12 protein-coding genes are annotated in these 16,213 nt (G+C 67.5%); 5 read left to right on the top strand and 7 right to left on the bottom strand.

Annotated features, from left to right (window positions below):
• Window positions 1-182: 182 nt before the first annotated feature.
• From ACCQ03_RS15780 to pqqA, 6 genes are all read right to left on the bottom strand, one after another.
• Window positions 183-695 (bottom strand): hypothetical protein, encoded by a 513-nt coding sequence (locus tag ACCQ03_RS15780; protein WP_017155546.1) that lies wholly within the window; start codon window positions 693-695, stop codon window positions 183-185.
• Between the two features lie 62 nt (window positions 696-757).
• Window positions 758-1,819: a pyrroloquinoline quinone biosynthesis protein PqqE gene (gene pqqE, locus ACCQ03_RS15775; protein WP_209225552.1), complete on the bottom strand. Its 1,062-nt coding sequence runs from the start codon at window positions 1,817-1,819 to the stop codon at window positions 758-760.
• Window positions 1,816-2,094: a pyrroloquinoline quinone biosynthesis peptide chaperone PqqD gene (pqqD, locus tag ACCQ03_RS15770; protein WP_017155548.1), complete on the bottom strand. Its 279-nt coding sequence runs from the start codon at window positions 2,092-2,094 to the stop codon at window positions 1,816-1,818. Before pqqD ends, pqqE begins: the two co-directional genes overlap by 4 nt.
• On the bottom strand, window positions 2,091-2,843 hold the full coding sequence (gene pqqC, locus ACCQ03_RS15765) for a pyrroloquinoline-quinone synthase PqqC (protein ID WP_057679062.1): 753 nt from the start codon (window positions 2,841-2,843) through the stop codon (window positions 2,091-2,093). The genes pqqD and pqqC overlap by 4 nt, the downstream gene beginning before the upstream one ends.
• Window positions 2,840-3,739 carry a pyrroloquinoline quinone biosynthesis protein PqqB gene (gene pqqB / locus ACCQ03_RS15760; RefSeq protein WP_209225550.1) on the bottom strand — a complete coding sequence of 300 codons (900 nt, stop codon included), beginning with the start codon at window positions 3,737-3,739 and terminating at the stop codon, window positions 2,840-2,842. Before pqqB ends, pqqC begins: the two co-directional genes overlap by 4 nt.
• 82 nt (window positions 3,740-3,821) lie before the next feature.
• The gene (gene pqqA / locus ACCQ03_RS15755) at window positions 3,822-3,902 is read right to left on the bottom strand and encodes a pyrroloquinoline quinone precursor peptide PqqA (protein WP_002812057.1); all 81 of its coding nucleotides are present in this window, start codon (window positions 3,900-3,902) and stop codon (window positions 3,822-3,824) included.
• 290 nt (window positions 3,903-4,192) lie between these two features.
• On the opposite strand from pqqA, the gene ACCQ03_RS15750 reads away from it, so the two are divergent.
• Together ACCQ03_RS15750 and ACCQ03_RS15745 are read left to right on the top strand one after the other, a co-directional pair.
• Window positions 4,193-6,379: a RelA/SpoT family protein gene (locus tag ACCQ03_RS15750; protein WP_209225547.1), complete on the top strand. Its 2,187-nt coding sequence runs from the start codon at window positions 4,193-4,195 to the stop codon at window positions 6,377-6,379.
• A gap of 271 nt (window positions 6,380-6,650) precedes the next feature.
• Window positions 6,651-8,093: a hypothetical protein gene (locus ACCQ03_RS15745; RefSeq protein WP_057677674.1), complete on the top strand. Its 1,443-nt coding sequence runs from the start codon at window positions 6,651-6,653 to the stop codon at window positions 8,091-8,093.
• Window positions 8,094-8,451: 358 nt separating this feature from the next.
• Here the strand turns inward: ACCQ03_RS15745 and ACCQ03_RS15740 are convergent, their stop codons facing one another.
• A complete protein-coding gene (locus tag ACCQ03_RS15740) occupies window positions 8,452-10,554 on the bottom strand; it encodes a glycosyltransferase (RefSeq protein ID WP_372359827.1) in 2,103 nt (700 codons plus the stop codon).
• Window positions 10,555-10,791: 237 nt separating this feature from the next.
• Between ACCQ03_RS15740 and mrcB the strand changes: the two genes are divergently transcribed.
• The 3 genes from mrcB (at window position 10,792) to yoaA (ending at window position 16,044) form a co-directional block, all read left to right on the top strand.
• Window positions 10,792-13,236 carry a penicillin-binding protein 1B gene (gene mrcB / locus ACCQ03_RS15735; RefSeq protein ID WP_209225543.1) on the top strand — a complete coding sequence of 815 codons (2,445 nt, stop codon included), beginning with the start codon at window positions 10,792-10,794 and terminating at the stop codon, window positions 13,234-13,236.
• A gap of 13 nt (window positions 13,237-13,249) precedes the next feature.
• Window positions 13,250-13,774: a hypothetical protein gene (locus ACCQ03_RS15730; protein ID WP_017155554.1), complete on the top strand. Its 525-nt coding sequence runs from the start codon at window positions 13,250-13,252 to the stop codon at window positions 13,772-13,774.
• A 278-nt stretch (window positions 13,775-14,052) separates the two neighbouring features.
• Window positions 14,053-16,044: a DNA repair helicase YoaA gene (gene yoaA, locus ACCQ03_RS15725; RefSeq protein ID WP_209225540.1), complete on the top strand. Its 1,992-nt coding sequence runs from the start codon at window positions 14,053-14,055 to the stop codon at window positions 16,042-16,044.
• Window positions 16,045-16,213: the final 169 nt, after the last annotated feature.

Raw genomic sequence — 16,213 nt, 5'->3', positions numbered from 1 at the left:
GCTTGCGCTGCGTCTGTCGTCACCCACGCCGCTTTGCGCATGCGCTGTTCTGCAGCGAGCGACCTGAAGCGGCTGGGATTGCGATCTCGCACGCGCAACGCCCAGCGGCGGGAGTCGCGCCGCGCGTGCCGATGCCAGGCGCGGCGACGTCTTCGGCAGCCGCGCAAGCTTGGCCGGTGCCTTTACTTGATCCGCCGCACCTTAGCCGGGGTGTTGTAACCCTCGATCTGCAGATACCACACGCCAACCAGACCCGGCTTGATCTTGACCTTGGGTGCGTCCTTGCGCACGCCGGACAGGCTGGCGGCATCGGTCTGTTCCCACTCCTGACCATTGGCCAGCGTGTAGACGCGGCCCTTTGCAAAGCCCTTGAAGTCGCCCACCATCGTGCTCTCGATCGGCTCCTTGCTGCCGAAGTCGAAGAAGCCGCGGTTCTTGACGATCACTTCCTGGCGGCCGGCTTCTTTGGCCTGTTCGACCACCACGGCAGCCTCCTTGGCGACCTTACCCTGCAGCCAATCGTTGAGCGCGGCCAATTCACTGGCATCGAGTTTGTCCAGGCCGGCGGCCTTGAACTGTTCGGCACTCATCTGCGACTGCAGGTCGCCTTGCACCGCGCGTTGCGCCAGGGCGGGGGCGGCATGCAGCGCCACGGTCAGGCAAACCAGCAAGGGAATGCGGCGCGCAAGCGACATGGAAGCCATCCAAAGAAGAAGAGGGGCCTAGTGTAGACGCTGTTGGCGCCGGCCGACGCGGCTTACTCCAGCGTGTCGGCGGTGGATGGTGCCGGGCGTTCTGGGCGGCGGTAGACGAAGGCCGGCGCCGGCGATGCCGACTCCAGCTCGGCGGCATCGCCGCTGAGCGCCAGCGCCTGGCAGCGGCAGCCACCCCAGTCGATCTCGCGCTTGGGGCAGCCCTGGCACACCTCCGGCATCCATGAGGTGCCGCGAAAGCGCACGAATGCCTCGCCGTTGTTCCAGATATCGGCCAGCGAGCGCTCGCGCAGATTGTCGAAGCGCATGCCCTCGATGGTTTCGGCGGCATGGCAGGGCAGCACGTCGCCGCGCGGGGAAATATTGACGAAGCGCTGGCCCCAGCCGCCCATGCAGGGTTTGGGCTGGCGCGCGTAGTAATCGGGCGTGACGAAATCGATCGCCAGGCGGTCGCCGAGCTGGCGACGCGCGGTTTCCACCGCGTCGATGGTGGCCAGCAGTTGCGCGCGGCTGGGCATCAACGCAGCGCGGTTGCGCAGGCCCCAGCCGTAGTACTGGGTGTGCGCCACTTCGATGCGCTCGGCCTGCCATTCCAGCGCCAGCGCGATCATGCCGGGCACGCGTTCGGCGTTATGGCGGTGTAGTACCGCGTTGATCGTCAGCGGCAGGCCGCGGGCGCGGACCGCGGCGGCGAATTCGCGCTTCTTGGACAAACTATTGCGATAGCCGGCGATGCGGTCGGCACCGGCCGCATCGACGTCCTGCACGCTCAACTGCACATGTTCCAGCCCGGCCGCCTGGAGTTGGTCCAGCATCGGCTCGCCGCCAGCGACGCCGGAGGTGATCAGGTTGCTGTACAGCCCGAGCGCGCGCGCATGGGCGACCAGGTCGGGCAGGTCTTTGCGCAGCATCGGTTCGCCGCCGGAAAAATGCGCCTGCAGCACGCCCATGTCGGCGGCCTGCTGCAACAGTGAGCGCCAGCCTGCGGTGTCCATCTCTTCGCGCAGCGCCGCCAGCGCGATCGGGTTGGAGCAATACGGGCACGCCAACGGGCAGCGGTGGGTCAATTCCAATAACACCGACAGCGGTGGCGGCGCGGTGCTCATAGCCGCAGCAAACGCTTCTGATGCAGGGTATCGGTGAGTTCGATCACGTCCGCTTCGATTTGCGCCGCGTCCGCATCGAATTGTGCAGCGAGCTCCTGCGCGATCTGCGCCAGCGAACGCGTGCCGTCATAACGTTGCGCGATCACCAAGGCAATGTCGTCCAGCTCGACCACGCGTTCGGGTGCCAGCAGCACCCATTGATCGCGCGCGCGGTCGTGTTGCAGGCGCACGCCTGCACGCAAGGCTGGCTGGCTGTCGCGGGTAATGCCGCTCATGCCGCGACCCGGCCGGCGTCGCGGTCCGGCACGAAGGCATCCGGCCAGACGATGCCCGGCGCTACGTAGGCCACGTGCAGTGCATCCAGTTGTGCCCACAGCACCGAGCACTTGAAATGCAGCGCGGCCTTGACCAGCGCCTGCTTTTCGACCGTATCGGCATGCTGCCTGACGTAGTCCAGCGCGAAATCCGAATCGCGGGGCGCCTCGGTCAGGCGATGCTCGAAATAGGCCAGCGCTTCGGACGAGACGAAGTCGTAATGCTTGAGCATGCCGGCCACGCGCTGGCCGATGATGTTGGGCGCGAACAATTCGGTCAGCGACGAGGCGATTGCTTCGAGCAGGCTCTTTTCGCGCACGAACTGCAGGTACGCCTGCACCGCAAAGCGCGTGCCGGGCAGCAGCGCGCGCCCGGACTCCACCAGCGTGCGCTCCAGGCCCAGCGCGTCGGTCAGGTGCAGCCAGCGCGCGATGCCGCCGTCGCTTGCGCTACTGCCGTCGTGGTCGAGGATGCGTTGCCGCCAGATCCGCCGCAGCGCCGGATCTTCCATGCGCGCCAGAATCGCCGCGTCCTTCAGCGGAATGCAGCGCTGGTATTCGAAGCGATTCAACGCCCAGGCCTGCACCTGGCCTCGGTCGAGCTTGCCGTGGTGCAACAGCGCATGGAATGGATGCTGGTCGTGATACAGGCGCGCGCCGATGGCACGCAGGTCCGCTTCCAGTTGGTCGGGGCTGAGCAGGGCGGTCACAGGTCGATCTCCAGGCCGTCATGTGCAACCTCCCAACCACTGGCGCGCGCGCTGGCGAACTCCGGCGAGAGGCTGTTGAGCACGGGATTGGTGGTGTTGAGATGGATGAAGATCTTGCGCGCCACGTTCAACGGTGCGAATGCGGCGATGGTGCCGTCGGGGCCATCGATGCTCATATGGCCCATGCGTTGGCCGGTCTTCTGGCTGATGCCCAGCTGCACCATCTCGTCATCGCGCCACAACGTGCCGTCGAAGAACACCAGTTCGGCCCCCTGCAGGCGCGCACGCAAGGCGTCGGTCATCGCAGCGCAGCCGGGAATGTAATGCATGCGGTGGCGGCCATCGTCGATGGTGAGTCCGAGGGTTTCTTCATCGGACCCAGCCAGGTCGCCGCCGCTGCGCGATTCCATGAACAAGGGCACCTTGCCGGGCACCGAAAACGGCGTGAGCGCTAATCCGCACAGCGCCAACGGTGTGTCCAGCGCGAACGGTTGTCGGCTTACGTAGTGCGGATTGACGGCGTCGAAAATCGGATTCTGCGCGAGCAAATCCAGCACGCGGCGGCTGGCATGCAACGAAAACCGCTGGCTTTCGCGCATCGAGAGCAGCCCGGCGATGTGGTCGATCTCGCCGCTGGTCAGCAGCACCGCCTCAACCGGCGAATGCCGCAGCCCTTGCTGCGGCCACAACGCCGGCGTTGCAAGAATTTGTTGGCGGAAATCGGGAGAGGCGTTGATCAGCACCCAGCGCTCGCCGTCGGCGCTGACCGCGACACTGGCCTGGGTACGACGCTGGGCACCGTCTGTCTGCTGCCATGCCCGCAGGCTTGCGGGGGTATGGCAATTCCACTGCGGGTGCCCACCGCCGGCCGCCGATCCCAAAACAATGATGCGCATGGAGAACGGGACCTAATCTGCCGGCAATTGCCGGTCATGCATCAAAAGGAAGGGCGGCAAGTTAAGCGTGAAACGTGCAGGATCAAAACTCGCCGGACACGTAGCAGTTGATTTCGGCGCCACAATTGACTTCACGAACGACAGGCTTCTTCCAGGTCTTCATACGGCTACCTCGCAGTTGGGAAAAACGTCGCTGGCTGCTGGATGCAACGCACGACGTGCCCCGAGCATAGGCAGGCGGTCTAGCGTAGTTGTAAAGGGCACGTAAAAAGGCGCAGAGGTTCCGATTTCCGTTTGCCGCGCCGTGCCGCTTTTCGCTGCGGCCGTTGACGAATCAAGACGTTGCGGGGTGAACCTGGCATAAGCACGCGCGTCGTCCTGCGCAGTGGGGGGCCTGGTAAAACGCGTTGTGGAGAAGGTGACGCGCACGTTACCGTAGTCATCAGCTCCCCGTTGTTGCCCGCCGCCGTGCCCACCGCTGTGACCAGTTCCTCATTTGATCGCCTGCAGGCGTTGCTGCAGCGTGCGGCCGTGGCCTCGATCGCACCGGCAGTACGCGACGCGCTGGCGCGGGCCTGGCAGGACCTGCCGCCCGCACAGACCGATAGCGTGCCGTGGGCATTGCTCGGCGACACCCTGGATGCCTTGGCGCTGCTGGCCGCCGACGAAGCCACCCTGATTTCAGCGCTGCTGTTCGATTTGCCTGCCTTGCGTGGCGCGATCGCGAGCCTGCCGTGGCAGCCGGCGGAGCGGCGGGTGGCGGTGGAAGGCCTGCTGGATGGCCTGGATGCGGCCGATCAGGTCTGGGCGCTGCACGCCGGACGCGAGGCCGGGCGCAACAGCGAAGGATTGCGGCGGTTGCTGCTTTCCATCATCCACGACCTGCGCGTGGTGCCGATCCTGCTGGCACGTCAGCTGGCACGCATGCGCGTTGCCGACCGCCTGAGCGAAGATGAGCGCCGCGCGCTGGCCCAGCTCACGCGCGACATCCACGCGCCGCTGGCGAACCGGCTGGGCATCTGGCAGGTGAAGTGGGAGTTGGAAGACCTGGCGTTCCGGCATCTGGAGCCGGAGACCTATCGCCGCATCGCCCGCGAAGTGGACGAAACCCGCGTGGCGCGCGAGCGCTACCTGGAAGCGGTCAAGCGCACCTTGTCGGCAGCGCTTGCCCAGCAGGGCCTGCGCGCAGAGGTGAGCGGGCGGCCGAAACACATCTACAGCATCTGGCGAAAGATGCAGAAGAAGCGGCTGTCGTTCGACCAGTTGTACGACATCCGCGCGGTGCGGGTCATGGTCGAGGACGTGGCGGCGTGCTATGCCGCGTTGGGCGCGGTGCATTCGCTGTGGGCGCCGGTGCCGAGCGAGTTCGACGATTACATCGCCCGGCCCAAGGCCAACGACTACCGCTCGTTGCATACCGCAGTGGTGGGCCCGGAAGGGCGCACGATCGAAATCCAGATCCGTACCTTCGAAATGCACGCCCAGGCCGAACTCGGCGTGGCCGCGCACTGGAAATACAAGGAAGGCGGCAAGGGCGGCGAAAAGGCATTCGACCGCAAGATTTTGTGGATGCGCCAACTGCTGGAGCAGGTGCAGGAGGGCGAGCATGGCGAACTGGCCGGCGCGCTGGATGCTGAGTTGATCGAAGACCGCGTGTATGCGCTCACTCCCAAGGGCGAGGTGATCGATCTGCCGCAAGGTGCCACGCCGCTGGATTTTGCGTATCACGTGCACACCATGGTCGGGCATCGCTGCCGTGGCGCGCGCGTCAACGACCGCATCGTGCCGCTCACCTATCGGCTGCGCAGCGGCGACCGGGTGGAGATCATGACCGCCAAGGAAGCCGATCCGCGCCGCGATTGGCTGCTGGCCTCCAACGGCTTTCTGGCTAGCGGGCGCTCGCGCGACAAGGTGCGCGCCTGGTTCCACAAGCTGGACCGCGCACGCAACGTGCAGGCGGGCAAGGACTTGCTCGATCGCGAGCTCAAGCGCCTGGGCCTGCAGCATGCCGATCTGAGCGTGGCCGCGCGCAAGTTCCACGCCGAAAATATTGATGAGCTGTATATCCAGGTCGCCCTGGGCGATACCGGCCCGAACCAGGTCAGCCGTGCGTTGCTGGAAGCCGAGCGTGCCGCGTCCCAGCCGGCAGTACCGGCGCCCCCGCGGCCGACCGCGCGGCGCGATGGATTGGGGAAATCCAAATTCACCGTCGAGGGGGTGGGCAATTTGCTGGTGCAGCTGGCGCGTTGCTGCCAGCCGGTGGCCGGCGAACCGATTGCCGGCTATCTCACCCGTGGTCGCGGCATCACCGTGCACCGCACCGACTGCGCGGCACTGGCGCGCCTGGCCGCCGCCCACCCGCAGCGGGTGTTGCCAGTGGAGTGGGGCAAGGCCGGCAGCGGCTACGAAGTGGATGTGCAGGTGCGGGCGGTGGACCGCCGCTGGCTGCTCAAGGACATCACCAACCTGATCGCCCAGGAAGACGCGCACGTGCTGGAAATCAACAGCGACAACGTGCGCGATACCGGCAGGGCGCAACTGCGGCTGCGCTTGAAGGTCAGCGACTATGACCAGCTGTCCAGTCTGCTCGGCAAGCTGGATGCGTTGCCCGGGGTGAGCGAGGTGCGGCGGCTGGGCTGAGTGCTGAAGATCTTGCCAGCGCCTACCGATCCGAACACAGCACATAAGGGTGAGGGCGCCGTGCTTGCCTGACGATTCCCGATTCCCGATTCCCGATTCCCGATTCCCGAAGAGCCCACACCGCCTTCGCAACCTCCACCGCTACCATAAGGCGGTGAACGCGTCCCCGTCAGGTCGCGCCAAGGATGGACGCCACCGTATGTCTCCGCTCCCGCGCTGGGCCAGATCGCCCCGCCTCTGGGCGCCACTGCGCAGCCGTGCGCTTTGGCGCATGGTGTTGGCGCTGTGCGCCTGCCTGCTGCTCACTGTGGTCGTGCTGCGCAAGCCGCTGGCCGATTGGCTGTGGCCGGACACGCGCATCCAGCAATTGTTGCAGCGGGGCGATGCGGCCCTGGCGCGCGGTCAGCTCAGCGCCGCCAACGGCAGCGGTGCGCGGGAACTGTTCGCCGCCGCACTTGCACTGGACAGCGACCGTGGCGAAGCCCGGACCGGGCTGGCGCGCACCGGCGCTGCTGCGGTAGCGCAGGCACGGGCAGCGGTTGCAGCAGGCGATGCCGAGGCAGCGCAGCGTGCGCTGGCGCTGGCAGGCGCCCTGGAGGTGCCGCAGGCGCAGATCGCCCCGGTCGCGGCGCGGCTGCGCGCGCTGCAGGCGCGTCGGGTCGGGTTGGATGCCTTGCTGGCGCAGGCCGCGCTTGCCCAGCAGCAGGGCCGCCTAGACGGCACGCCGGAGAGTGCGTTGCCGCTCTATCAACGCATCCTGACCCTGGCGCCCGACCGCACCGACGCACTGGAAGGCCGCGAAGACGCCTTGACCGACCTGTTGGCGCAGGCACGCCACGCACTGGCGCGCGATGCGCTCGGCGAGGCGTCGGCGTTGCTGGCCGCGGCCAAGCGGTACGACGCCGGGCATGTCGACATGCCGCTGACCGAAGGCCAGTACCACCGCGTGCTGGAACAGCGGCGCCAGCGGGCGCAGGCCTTGCTGCGCCGCGGTCGCCTGGCTCCGGCTGCGCGCGATTTCAACGCGGTGCTGGCTGCCGAACCTGGCGATGCAAGTGCCCAGCGGGGCCGCGACCAGGTGGCGGACGAGTACGCCGCACAGGCCGGCCGGCAGGCGGCGGATTTCCGCTTCGACGATGCGTTGCAATCCTTGCGTCAGGCGCAGCTTCTGGTGCCCGGCGCCGCATCGACCGTGCAGGCCGAGCAAGCGATTGCGCGCGCGCGCGACGCCCAGCGCGGCCCGGACGCGAGCCTGTCGCGGGGCACGCGCGAGCGCCGTCTGCGGGCATTGCTGCAGCGCGTTGCCGATGCCGAAGCGCAGCAACACTGGATGACGCCGCCCGGCGCCAGCGCCTACGACGCCGTGCGTGCCGCGCAGGCGCTGGCGCCGCGCGATCCGCGCGTGCTGCAGGCAGCGGCGCGCGTGGTGCCAGCCAGCCAGCGGTGTTTCGAGGACGAACTGCGCAACAACCGCCTGCGTGCCGCGCGCGGGTGCCTGGATGCCTGGCAGGCGCTGACACCCAATGCCGATGCCTTGGCCGGTGCGCGCCGCCGCCTTGCACAACGCTGGGTGGCGGTCGGGAGCGAGCGGCTGGGCCAGGAAGACGCAGCCTTCGCCCGCCGTGCACAGGACGAGGCACATCAGCTGGATCCGGGCTTGCCGGAACTGGCCGAATTCACGCGGCGGGTCAAGGCGGTGGCCGAGCAGCGGTGAGCGGTTGCCGGCGATACGGGCAACTTCTGAGCCAGCCGGGCGTGCGCAGTCCCACGGTCTAGGGCCTGTGTTGCATCAAATGCAGACACCGTCTCACGCTCCAAGCCCCCGTGGTTGCATCAGATGCAACGCGTGCTGCAGACGCATGTGAACCATGCGGTGCAGCCCCCGCAACAAACACGCCATGCGCGTTGCCACGCACACTCCCTTCTCCCACCAGGAGAAAATGTCCCGAAGGGGCGGATGAGGCTAAATGCGAAGCCTCCCGGTGCGGCGCAGGCGGATCAATCGCCCATCAAGCCGCGGACTGCGGCGTTTGGCGGTGCAACGATCCGAGCAGTCGTTCCCAACCATCTGCTCACTCGGCAATAAACAACGCGCGCACCGTGTCACGCGCCGCCTCCAGCGAAAAATGTTCGGCCACGTTGCGCAAGCCGTTGTCGGCCAGACGTTGCCACAGTGCCGCATCCTGATACAGCCGCACGATCGCCGCGGCGAAGGCGTCCGCATCGTCGGCGACGCAGCCATCCTCGCCGTCGCGCAGGTGCATGCCTTCCACCGCGCAGGTGGTGCCGACCACCGGCTGGCCGTGCGCCATGCTCAGATTGATCTTGCCTTTCACGCCAGCGCCAAAACGCAGCGGTGCCACCGCGATACGCGCACTGTCCATGAACGGCACCAGGTCCGGAACATGGCCATGCAGCTGCACGCCGGGGCATTCGTCAGCCAACAATGCCAGGGCGTCAGGCAGGTCGGCACCGATGCAGTGGAAGACCACGTCGGGCAGCTGCGCACGGACCTGCGGAAAGATGGCGCTGATGAACCACTGCACCGCATCCACATTCGGCGGATGACGAAAGCCGCCGACAAAGACCAGGTCGCGGCGTTGCGCGAAGCGATGCCCGCTGCCGGCGACTTCATGCAGGTTGGACAGCAGGGCGGTGCGGATGTGTGGCGCATCGGCGCGCAGTTGCGCCTGTTCTGCGGCAGACACCAGCACGGTGACATCGGTGGCCGCCATGATCTCCAGCTCGCGCAGGCGGGTGCGTTCCGCGCTGCGCAGCAGGTTGGCATCGCCGGCCAGCTCGGCACCGCGGCGTTCGCGCAGGTAATGCAGGTCGACGGTGTCGAACAAGCTGCGCGCCTGAGGCGCGTATTGCCTGAGCAACGGCAGGCAGGCATGCGCCACGTGGTGGCGTACCAGCAGCACCACTGCAAATCGCGCGCCATGGCTGCGCAGCCAGCTGCCGATGCCTTCGAGAAACGGCGCGTACCAGACTTCGACACCGAGCTGCTGCAATGCCTGGGTGTGGCGCCCGGCGTGTTCGCGGCGTGTCGGCACGAAGACGACATGCGCGCCTTCCTCGCGCAGCAGGCGGATCAGGTTGAACTGCCGCAGCGAGCCTGAGTCGCGGTCCGGCTGCGGCACGCACTCGTCCAGGATCAACACCTGTCGCTGGTGGCGGTGCAGCAGTGCAGGCCCGGGTACGGTGCCGACCGGCAACTGCGTTTTCAGCGGCTGCTGCCATTTTTCGGCGAAGACGCCCTGATTGCGCACCTGGTAGGCCTTCACCCCGGTGCGCGTATCGGTGCCGTTGCTGGTGCCCTCGTCATGCACCACTACGCTGGCCGGCTGCACCAGCACCTGATAGCCGGCCGCGCGGACTGCAAACGCCAGATCGGTGTCTTCGTAATACGCCGGCATGTAGCGCCGGTCCAGCCCGCCCAGTGTCTGCAACAGCGCACGCGGCAGCGCGATGGCCGCGCCCGAGCAGTAGTCCATTGCGCGGACATACGCATAGCGCGGGTCCTCGGACGATTCAAAGCGGCCGTAGCTCCAGGCGCTGCCATCGGCGAACACCACGCCGCCGGATTCCTGCAGGCGCCCGTCCGGGTACACCAGTTGCGCGCCGACCAGGCCGGCGGCCGGATACCGGGCAAAGGTGTCGATCAGCCGGTCCAGCCAGCCGGGCTGCGGAATGGTGTCGTTGTTGAGCAGCACCACGAACTCGCCGCGCGCCAGCGCGATGCCGTCGTTGCAGGCCGCGATGAAATCGCCGTTGCTCGCACGCACGTGGTAATGCAGACCGGCGATCTGCGGCAGCTGTTCAGCGGTGGCGTCGCTGCTGCCGTCGTCCATGACGATGATTTCCGCGCTCAGCAGCGGCGGATGCGCCGCCAGTGCGCGCAGGCAGACCAAGGTGTGCGCGATGTGGTTGTAGACCGGGATCACCACCGTCACCCGCGGGGTGGCGCTGTGCGGCAGCGCGAACGCCGCAAACGGGGCGGCCTGCGGCAGCCACAGCGGCGTGCCCAGGGCGACTGGAGGCGCCTGCGTGTGCACGCGAATGCGTTGCCAGGTCGCGCGCCAGCCGCGCGTGCGCATGCTGGCCACGCTGCGGTGGATCAGGCCGAGGACGCGATTGAACAGATAGCGCGCATCGGCCAAAGACATCGACATTGCGTTGGAACTCCAGCGTGGTATGGCAGTGAACGGTGCGAGCAGCGCGCGGGTCGAGGCAATCGTTGCATCTGCCAGCGCAGTGTACGAACCATGCCTGCTGCCGCCGAGGACACGTCGCGCCCAGCGAAGCAGCATCGGTCGTTTTGTTAGCCGCTCTTAACGGCCGACGGGCTCGGCAGGTCACAGCCATGACCGCGCTGCTAGACTCGCCGGACTCTACATTCTCGCATTCCTGTGCCCCGACGCCACGACAACGACGCTCCCGACGATTTCGAGGACGACACCAACGCGCAAGGCTCCCGCTGGCAACGCAGACTCATCGTCTGGGGATTTGCCGCATTCGCGCTGGCGCTCGGTTTCCTGATTCCCTACACGATGTATCTGAACAAGCAGGTCACCCAGCGCTTCGGCGAACTGCGTTGGCAGATCCCGACCCGCGTGTACGGCCGGCCGCTCGTGCTCGTGCCGGGCAACGCACTGGATGCGGCCACCCTGAAGACCGAACTGGACGCGGCGTCGTACCGCGACGACGGTCAGGCGACGCTGGCCGGCACCTACCAGCAGGACGGTAGCCGCTTCACCATCGCCAGCCGCGGCTACATCGATGTGGATGGACGCGTGCCGGCGCGCCGTATCGAAGTCAGCCTGGCCGGTGGGCGTGTGGCCAGCCTGCGCGACGCCGGCGACCGCAAGGCGCTCAAAAGCGCACGCCTGGACCCGGCGCGCATCGCCACCCTGTACGGCCAGAAGCAGGAAGAGCGCCGCCTGGTGCGCATGGAAGAAGTGCCCGAACTGCTGGTCACCGGCCTGCAGGCGGTGGAAGACCGCGACTTCAATAGCCACCACGGCATCGATCTCAGCGGCATGGTGCGTGCGGCCTGGATCATGGCGCGCTCCGGCGGCCAGGTCCGCCAGGGCGCCAGTACCCTGACCCAGCAGTTGGCCCGCAGCGGCCTGCTCGGCATCGGCAAGGAACAGACGCTCACGCGCAAGTTCAACGAGATTCTGTACGCGGTGATCATGGAGGCGCGCTACGACAAGCGCACCATCCTGGAGGCCTATCTCAACCAGGTGTATCTGGGCCAGCGCGGCGGCCAGGCGATCCACGGCGTGTCCTCGGGCGCAGAGCTGTGGTTCGGCCGCGACCTCAATTCGATGACCACCGAGCAGATCGCATTGTTGATCGGGCTGGTCAAGGGGCCGTCGTACTACGACCCGCGGCGCAACCCGGAACGCGCGCTGGACCGGCGCAATTTCGTGCTCGGCAAGTTGCACGAAAACAATCTGATCAACGACGCCGAATACAAGCGCGCGCTGGCTGCGCTGTTGGGCGTGCCGACCGAGCCCGGCCTGGTCGCCGCCAACCGCTTCCCGGCCTATGTGGACCTGGTGCGGCGCCAGCTGGCGCACGACTATCCGGAAGGCGTGCTGCAGGGCGCCGGCATGAGCGTGCTCACCGGCATGTCGCCGTCGGCGCAGGCGTATGCCGAAGGCGCAGTGACCGGCACCATCAAGCGGCTGGACAACAAGAAGCGCCCGCCGTTGCAGGCAGGATTGGTGCTCACCGATGTGCATAACGGCGATGTGCTGGCCGTGGTCGGCAGCCGCGATGTCGCCAAGCCGGGCTTCAATCGTGCGGTGGAAGCGCAGCGCCAGGTGGGCTCGTTGCTCAAGCCGTTCGTCTACATGCTGGCCTTGGCCTCGCCGGACCGCTGGGCGCTGTCCAGCTGGGTCGACGACTCGCCGGTGACCGTGCAGCTCAGCCGCGGCAAGACCTGGTCGCCGGGCAATTCGGACAACCGCAGCCACGGCACGGTGCGCCTGGTCGATGCGCTGGCGCATTCTTACAACCAGGCCACGGTGCGGGTGGGCATGCAGGTCGGCGCCGACCGCATCGCCCAGCTGATCCAGGTGTTGGCCGGTATCAAGGCCGAGCCCAATCCGGCGCTGATCCTGGGCACCGCCGACCAGAGCCCGTATGGCATGGCGCAGCTGTATCAATTCCTGGCAGCCGGCGGCGAGATCCAGCCACTGCACGCGGTGCGCGGCGTGCTCGACCCGCAGGGCAAGCTGCTCAAGCGCTACGACAAGACCCCGGCGCCGGCGCAGGAAGGCGATTCGGTGGCCGCCAACCTCATCAGCATCGGCCTGCAGCAGGTGGTCAGCGGTGGCACCGCGCGCCAGTTGCTGGGCGATGGCCTGGGGCGCCTGTCGTCGGCCGGCAAGACCGGTACCTCCAACGACGGCCGCGACAGCTGGTATGCCGGCTACACCGGCGACCATCTGGCGGTGATCTGGATGGGCAACGACCAGAACGCGGAAACCGGCCTGTATGGCGCCACCGGTGCGATGCGGGTGTGGTCGAGCATCTTCGCCCGCCTGCCGAGTGCGCCATTGAAGGTCAGCGGCAAGGGCCTGGATTGGCAGTGGGTGGACGCCAGCGGCACCGGCGTGACCGACCCGGGCTGTCCGGGCGCGCGCCAGTTCCCATTCGTGGTCGGCTTCACGCCGGCCTACGCACCGTGCGCGGGCAATGCACCGTCGATCGAAGCTGCGCCCGGCGAGGCGGCCGCACCTGCCGAACAATCCAGCGGCGGTGGCTGGCGCCGCTTCTTCGGTCTGGAAAAGAAGTCCGAAGAACCTGCCGCCGCTCCTGCCGCGGCTCCACCCACGCGTTGATTGGAATGACCCCATGAACCGAATGCACCGTTTGCTCGCCCTGATCGGCGTCCTGGCCGCACTCACCGCCTGCATCAGCGCACCGCCCGCGCCGCCGCCGACCCCGGTGGACCCGACCACGCCGACCCAGCGGTTGTTGCTGATCGAACGCGAAGCCGGCGCGGACGACACCGAACTGTCGGTGCAGCCGCTGCGCGACCCGCAGGTGGATGATTTGCGCGACACCGCCAAGAGCAAACGCCAGGCCGGCGATCTGGCTGGCGCCGCTGCCGCCCTGGATCAGGCGCTGGGCCTGGTGTCGGGCGATCCGGCGATCCTGCAGGAACGCGCCGAAGTGTCGGTGCTGCAGGCCGACTGGCCGGCGGCCGAACGCTTCGCCAAGCAGGCGATCGACCTGGGGTCCAAGACCGGGCCGTTGTGCCGTCGGCATTGGGCGACCATCGAGCAGTCGCGCCTGGCGCGTGGCGAAAAGGAAAACGCCGCCTCTGCCAAGGCGCAGATTGCCGGTTGCACCGTGCCGGGCGTGAAGCGGTACTGAGGCCGGCGATCGGAGCGACTGCGCACACCGCAAGGCAGGCGCGCTCGATGCCTGGTGTGGCCGCGTCCGTTGCGCGCTTTAGGATGCCTGAGCACGTCGCGGCCAAGCTGGCGAGGTGCGCCCAGATGTGCAGTGCGGCTTCAGCAAGCAGGGGCAGTGCACCCGATGGTTGCCGGCGCAGCAGCGGGGATACGCCCGATCCATCAAGCCCAACCCAGGCAGCGTCATCGCGCACGCGATAGGCTGTTCTGCTTCCTGCCCGCTTTTCGTTCGGTCCCATGTCCCAACTTGCCACTGCCAGCATCCAAGCGCTCAGCGAGGGCGGGGCGCTTGCGCGCCAGCTCGACGCGTTCGCGCCACGCGCTGCGCAATTGCGGCTGACTGAAGCCATCGCCGAAGCGTTCGAGCAGCGCGATGTGCTGCTGGCAGAGGCAGGCACCGGCACCGGCAAGACCTACGCCTACCTGGTGCCGGCGTTGCTGTCCGGGCTCAAGACCATCGTCTCCACCGGCACGCGCGCGCTGCAGGATCAGCTGTTCCATCGCGACCTGCCACGCGTGCGCGCAGCGCTGGGCGTGGGGCTGCGCAGTGCGTTGCTGAAGGGGCGCGCCAACTACCTGTGCAAGTACCGCACCCAGCAGGCGCGTGGCGAACCGCGCTTTGCCTCGCCCGAACAGGTCTCGCAGTTCCAGCGCATCGTGGCCTGGAGCGGGCGTACCCAGTTCGGCGACATGGCCGAGCTGGACGCCTTGCCGGACGACTCGCCGCTGCTGCCGATGGTGACCTCCACCGTCGACAACTGTCTGGGCACCGACTGCCCGTTCTACGGCGAATGCTTCGTGGTGCAGGCGCGCCAGCGCGCGCAGGCGGCCGATCTGGTGGTGGTCAACCATCACCTGCTGCTGGCCGACCTGGCGCTCAAGCAGGAAGGTTTCGGCGAAATCCTGCCCGGTGCGCAGGCCTTCGTCATCGATGAGGCGCATCAATTGCCGGAACTGGCGGCCAATTTCTTCGGCGAAAGTTTCGGCATGCGGCCGTGGCAGGAGCTGGCACGCGATTGCATGGTCGAAGCGCGCCTGGTTGCCGGCGCGCAGGCAACTTTGCAGGCACCGATCCTGGCGCTGGATGAGGCCTTGCGCAGCCTGCGTGCCGGCATGGAAGGGCTGCCGCCGCGCGGTACGCAATGGCGTGCGCTGGCCAAGCCGCAGGTGCGCGAAGGGTTCGACGCCGTGCTGTCGTCGCTGGCACGGTTGGGCGAATCCCTGCTGCCGTTGCGTGAGGCCTCACCGGGTTTCGACGGCTGCACGGCACGTGCGCAGGAAGCATTGAACCGCCTGTCGCGCTGGCTGGGCGAAGACCTGCCGGTGGCCGATTTCGCGCTGGATCCGCCGGAACCGGTGGTCGACAACGATGTGCTCTGGTACGAACTCAGCCCGCGCGGCTTCCGTTGCCAGCGCACGCCGCTGGATGTCTCCGGCCCGCTACGCGAACACCGCGAAAAATCGCACGCGGCCTGGGTATTCACCTCGGCCACGCTGGCGGTGGGGGGCGAGTTCGACCACATCGCGCAGCGGCTGGGCCTGAGCGATCCGGTGACCTTGCTGCAACCCAGCCCCTTCGATTGGGCGCGCCAGGCCTTGTGCTACCTGCCGCCGAACCTGCCCGATCCGGCCGCACGCGGCTTCGGCACTGCCTTGATCGGCGCGCTGACGCCGGTGCTGGAAGCCTCCAACGGTCGTGCGTTCTTGCTGTTCGCCTCGCACCGCGCGCTGCGCGAAGCGGCCGAAGCCTTGCGCGGCGCGCCGTGGCCGTTGTTCGTGCAGGGCGAGGCGCCGCGCGCGACCTTGCTGCAGCGGTTCCGCGATTCCGGCAATGGCGTGCTGCTGGGCTCGGCCAGTTTCCGCGAGGGCGTGGACGTGGTGGGCGACGCCTTGAGCGTGGTCGTGATCGACAAGCTGCCCTTCGCCGCGCCCGACGACCCGGTGTTCGAAGCGCGCCTGGATGCGATCCGCCGCGACGGTGGCAACCCGTTCCGCGACGAACAACTGCCGCAGGCGGTGATCGCGCTCAAGCAGGGGGTGGGTCGGTTGATTCGCAGCGAAACCGACCGTGGCGTGCTGGTGTTGTGCGACCCGCGGCTGGTGAACAAGAGCTACGGGCGCACCTTCATGACGTCGCTGCCGCCGTTCGCGCGCACGCGGGAGCTCGCCGACGTGCAGGCGTTTTTTGAGGAGCCGGGACTGGGTGGCATGGACCAGAGACCCGGGTAACGGCGGGGCTGAGTGCTCAGGGTGGTCGTGTGTCGCGCTCGCATGCAATGGCAACGTTGCCGGTCGCACTGCCCTTCGGCCCGCACCAGCGCCTGCACACAGGTGCCCGCGTACACCGGGTGGCACATCCCGGATGCCGCCTCGGCGGCTCGAATCGATCAGTTAAACT

The organism is Xanthomonas sp. NCPPB 3569, assembly GCF_041475645.2.
GTDB lineage: Bacteria > Pseudomonadota > Gammaproteobacteria > Xanthomonadales > Xanthomonadaceae > Xanthomonas > Xanthomonas phaseoli.
Note: the sequence above shows the minus strand (reverse complement) of the source record. Positions and strands in the feature narration are given on the sequence as shown.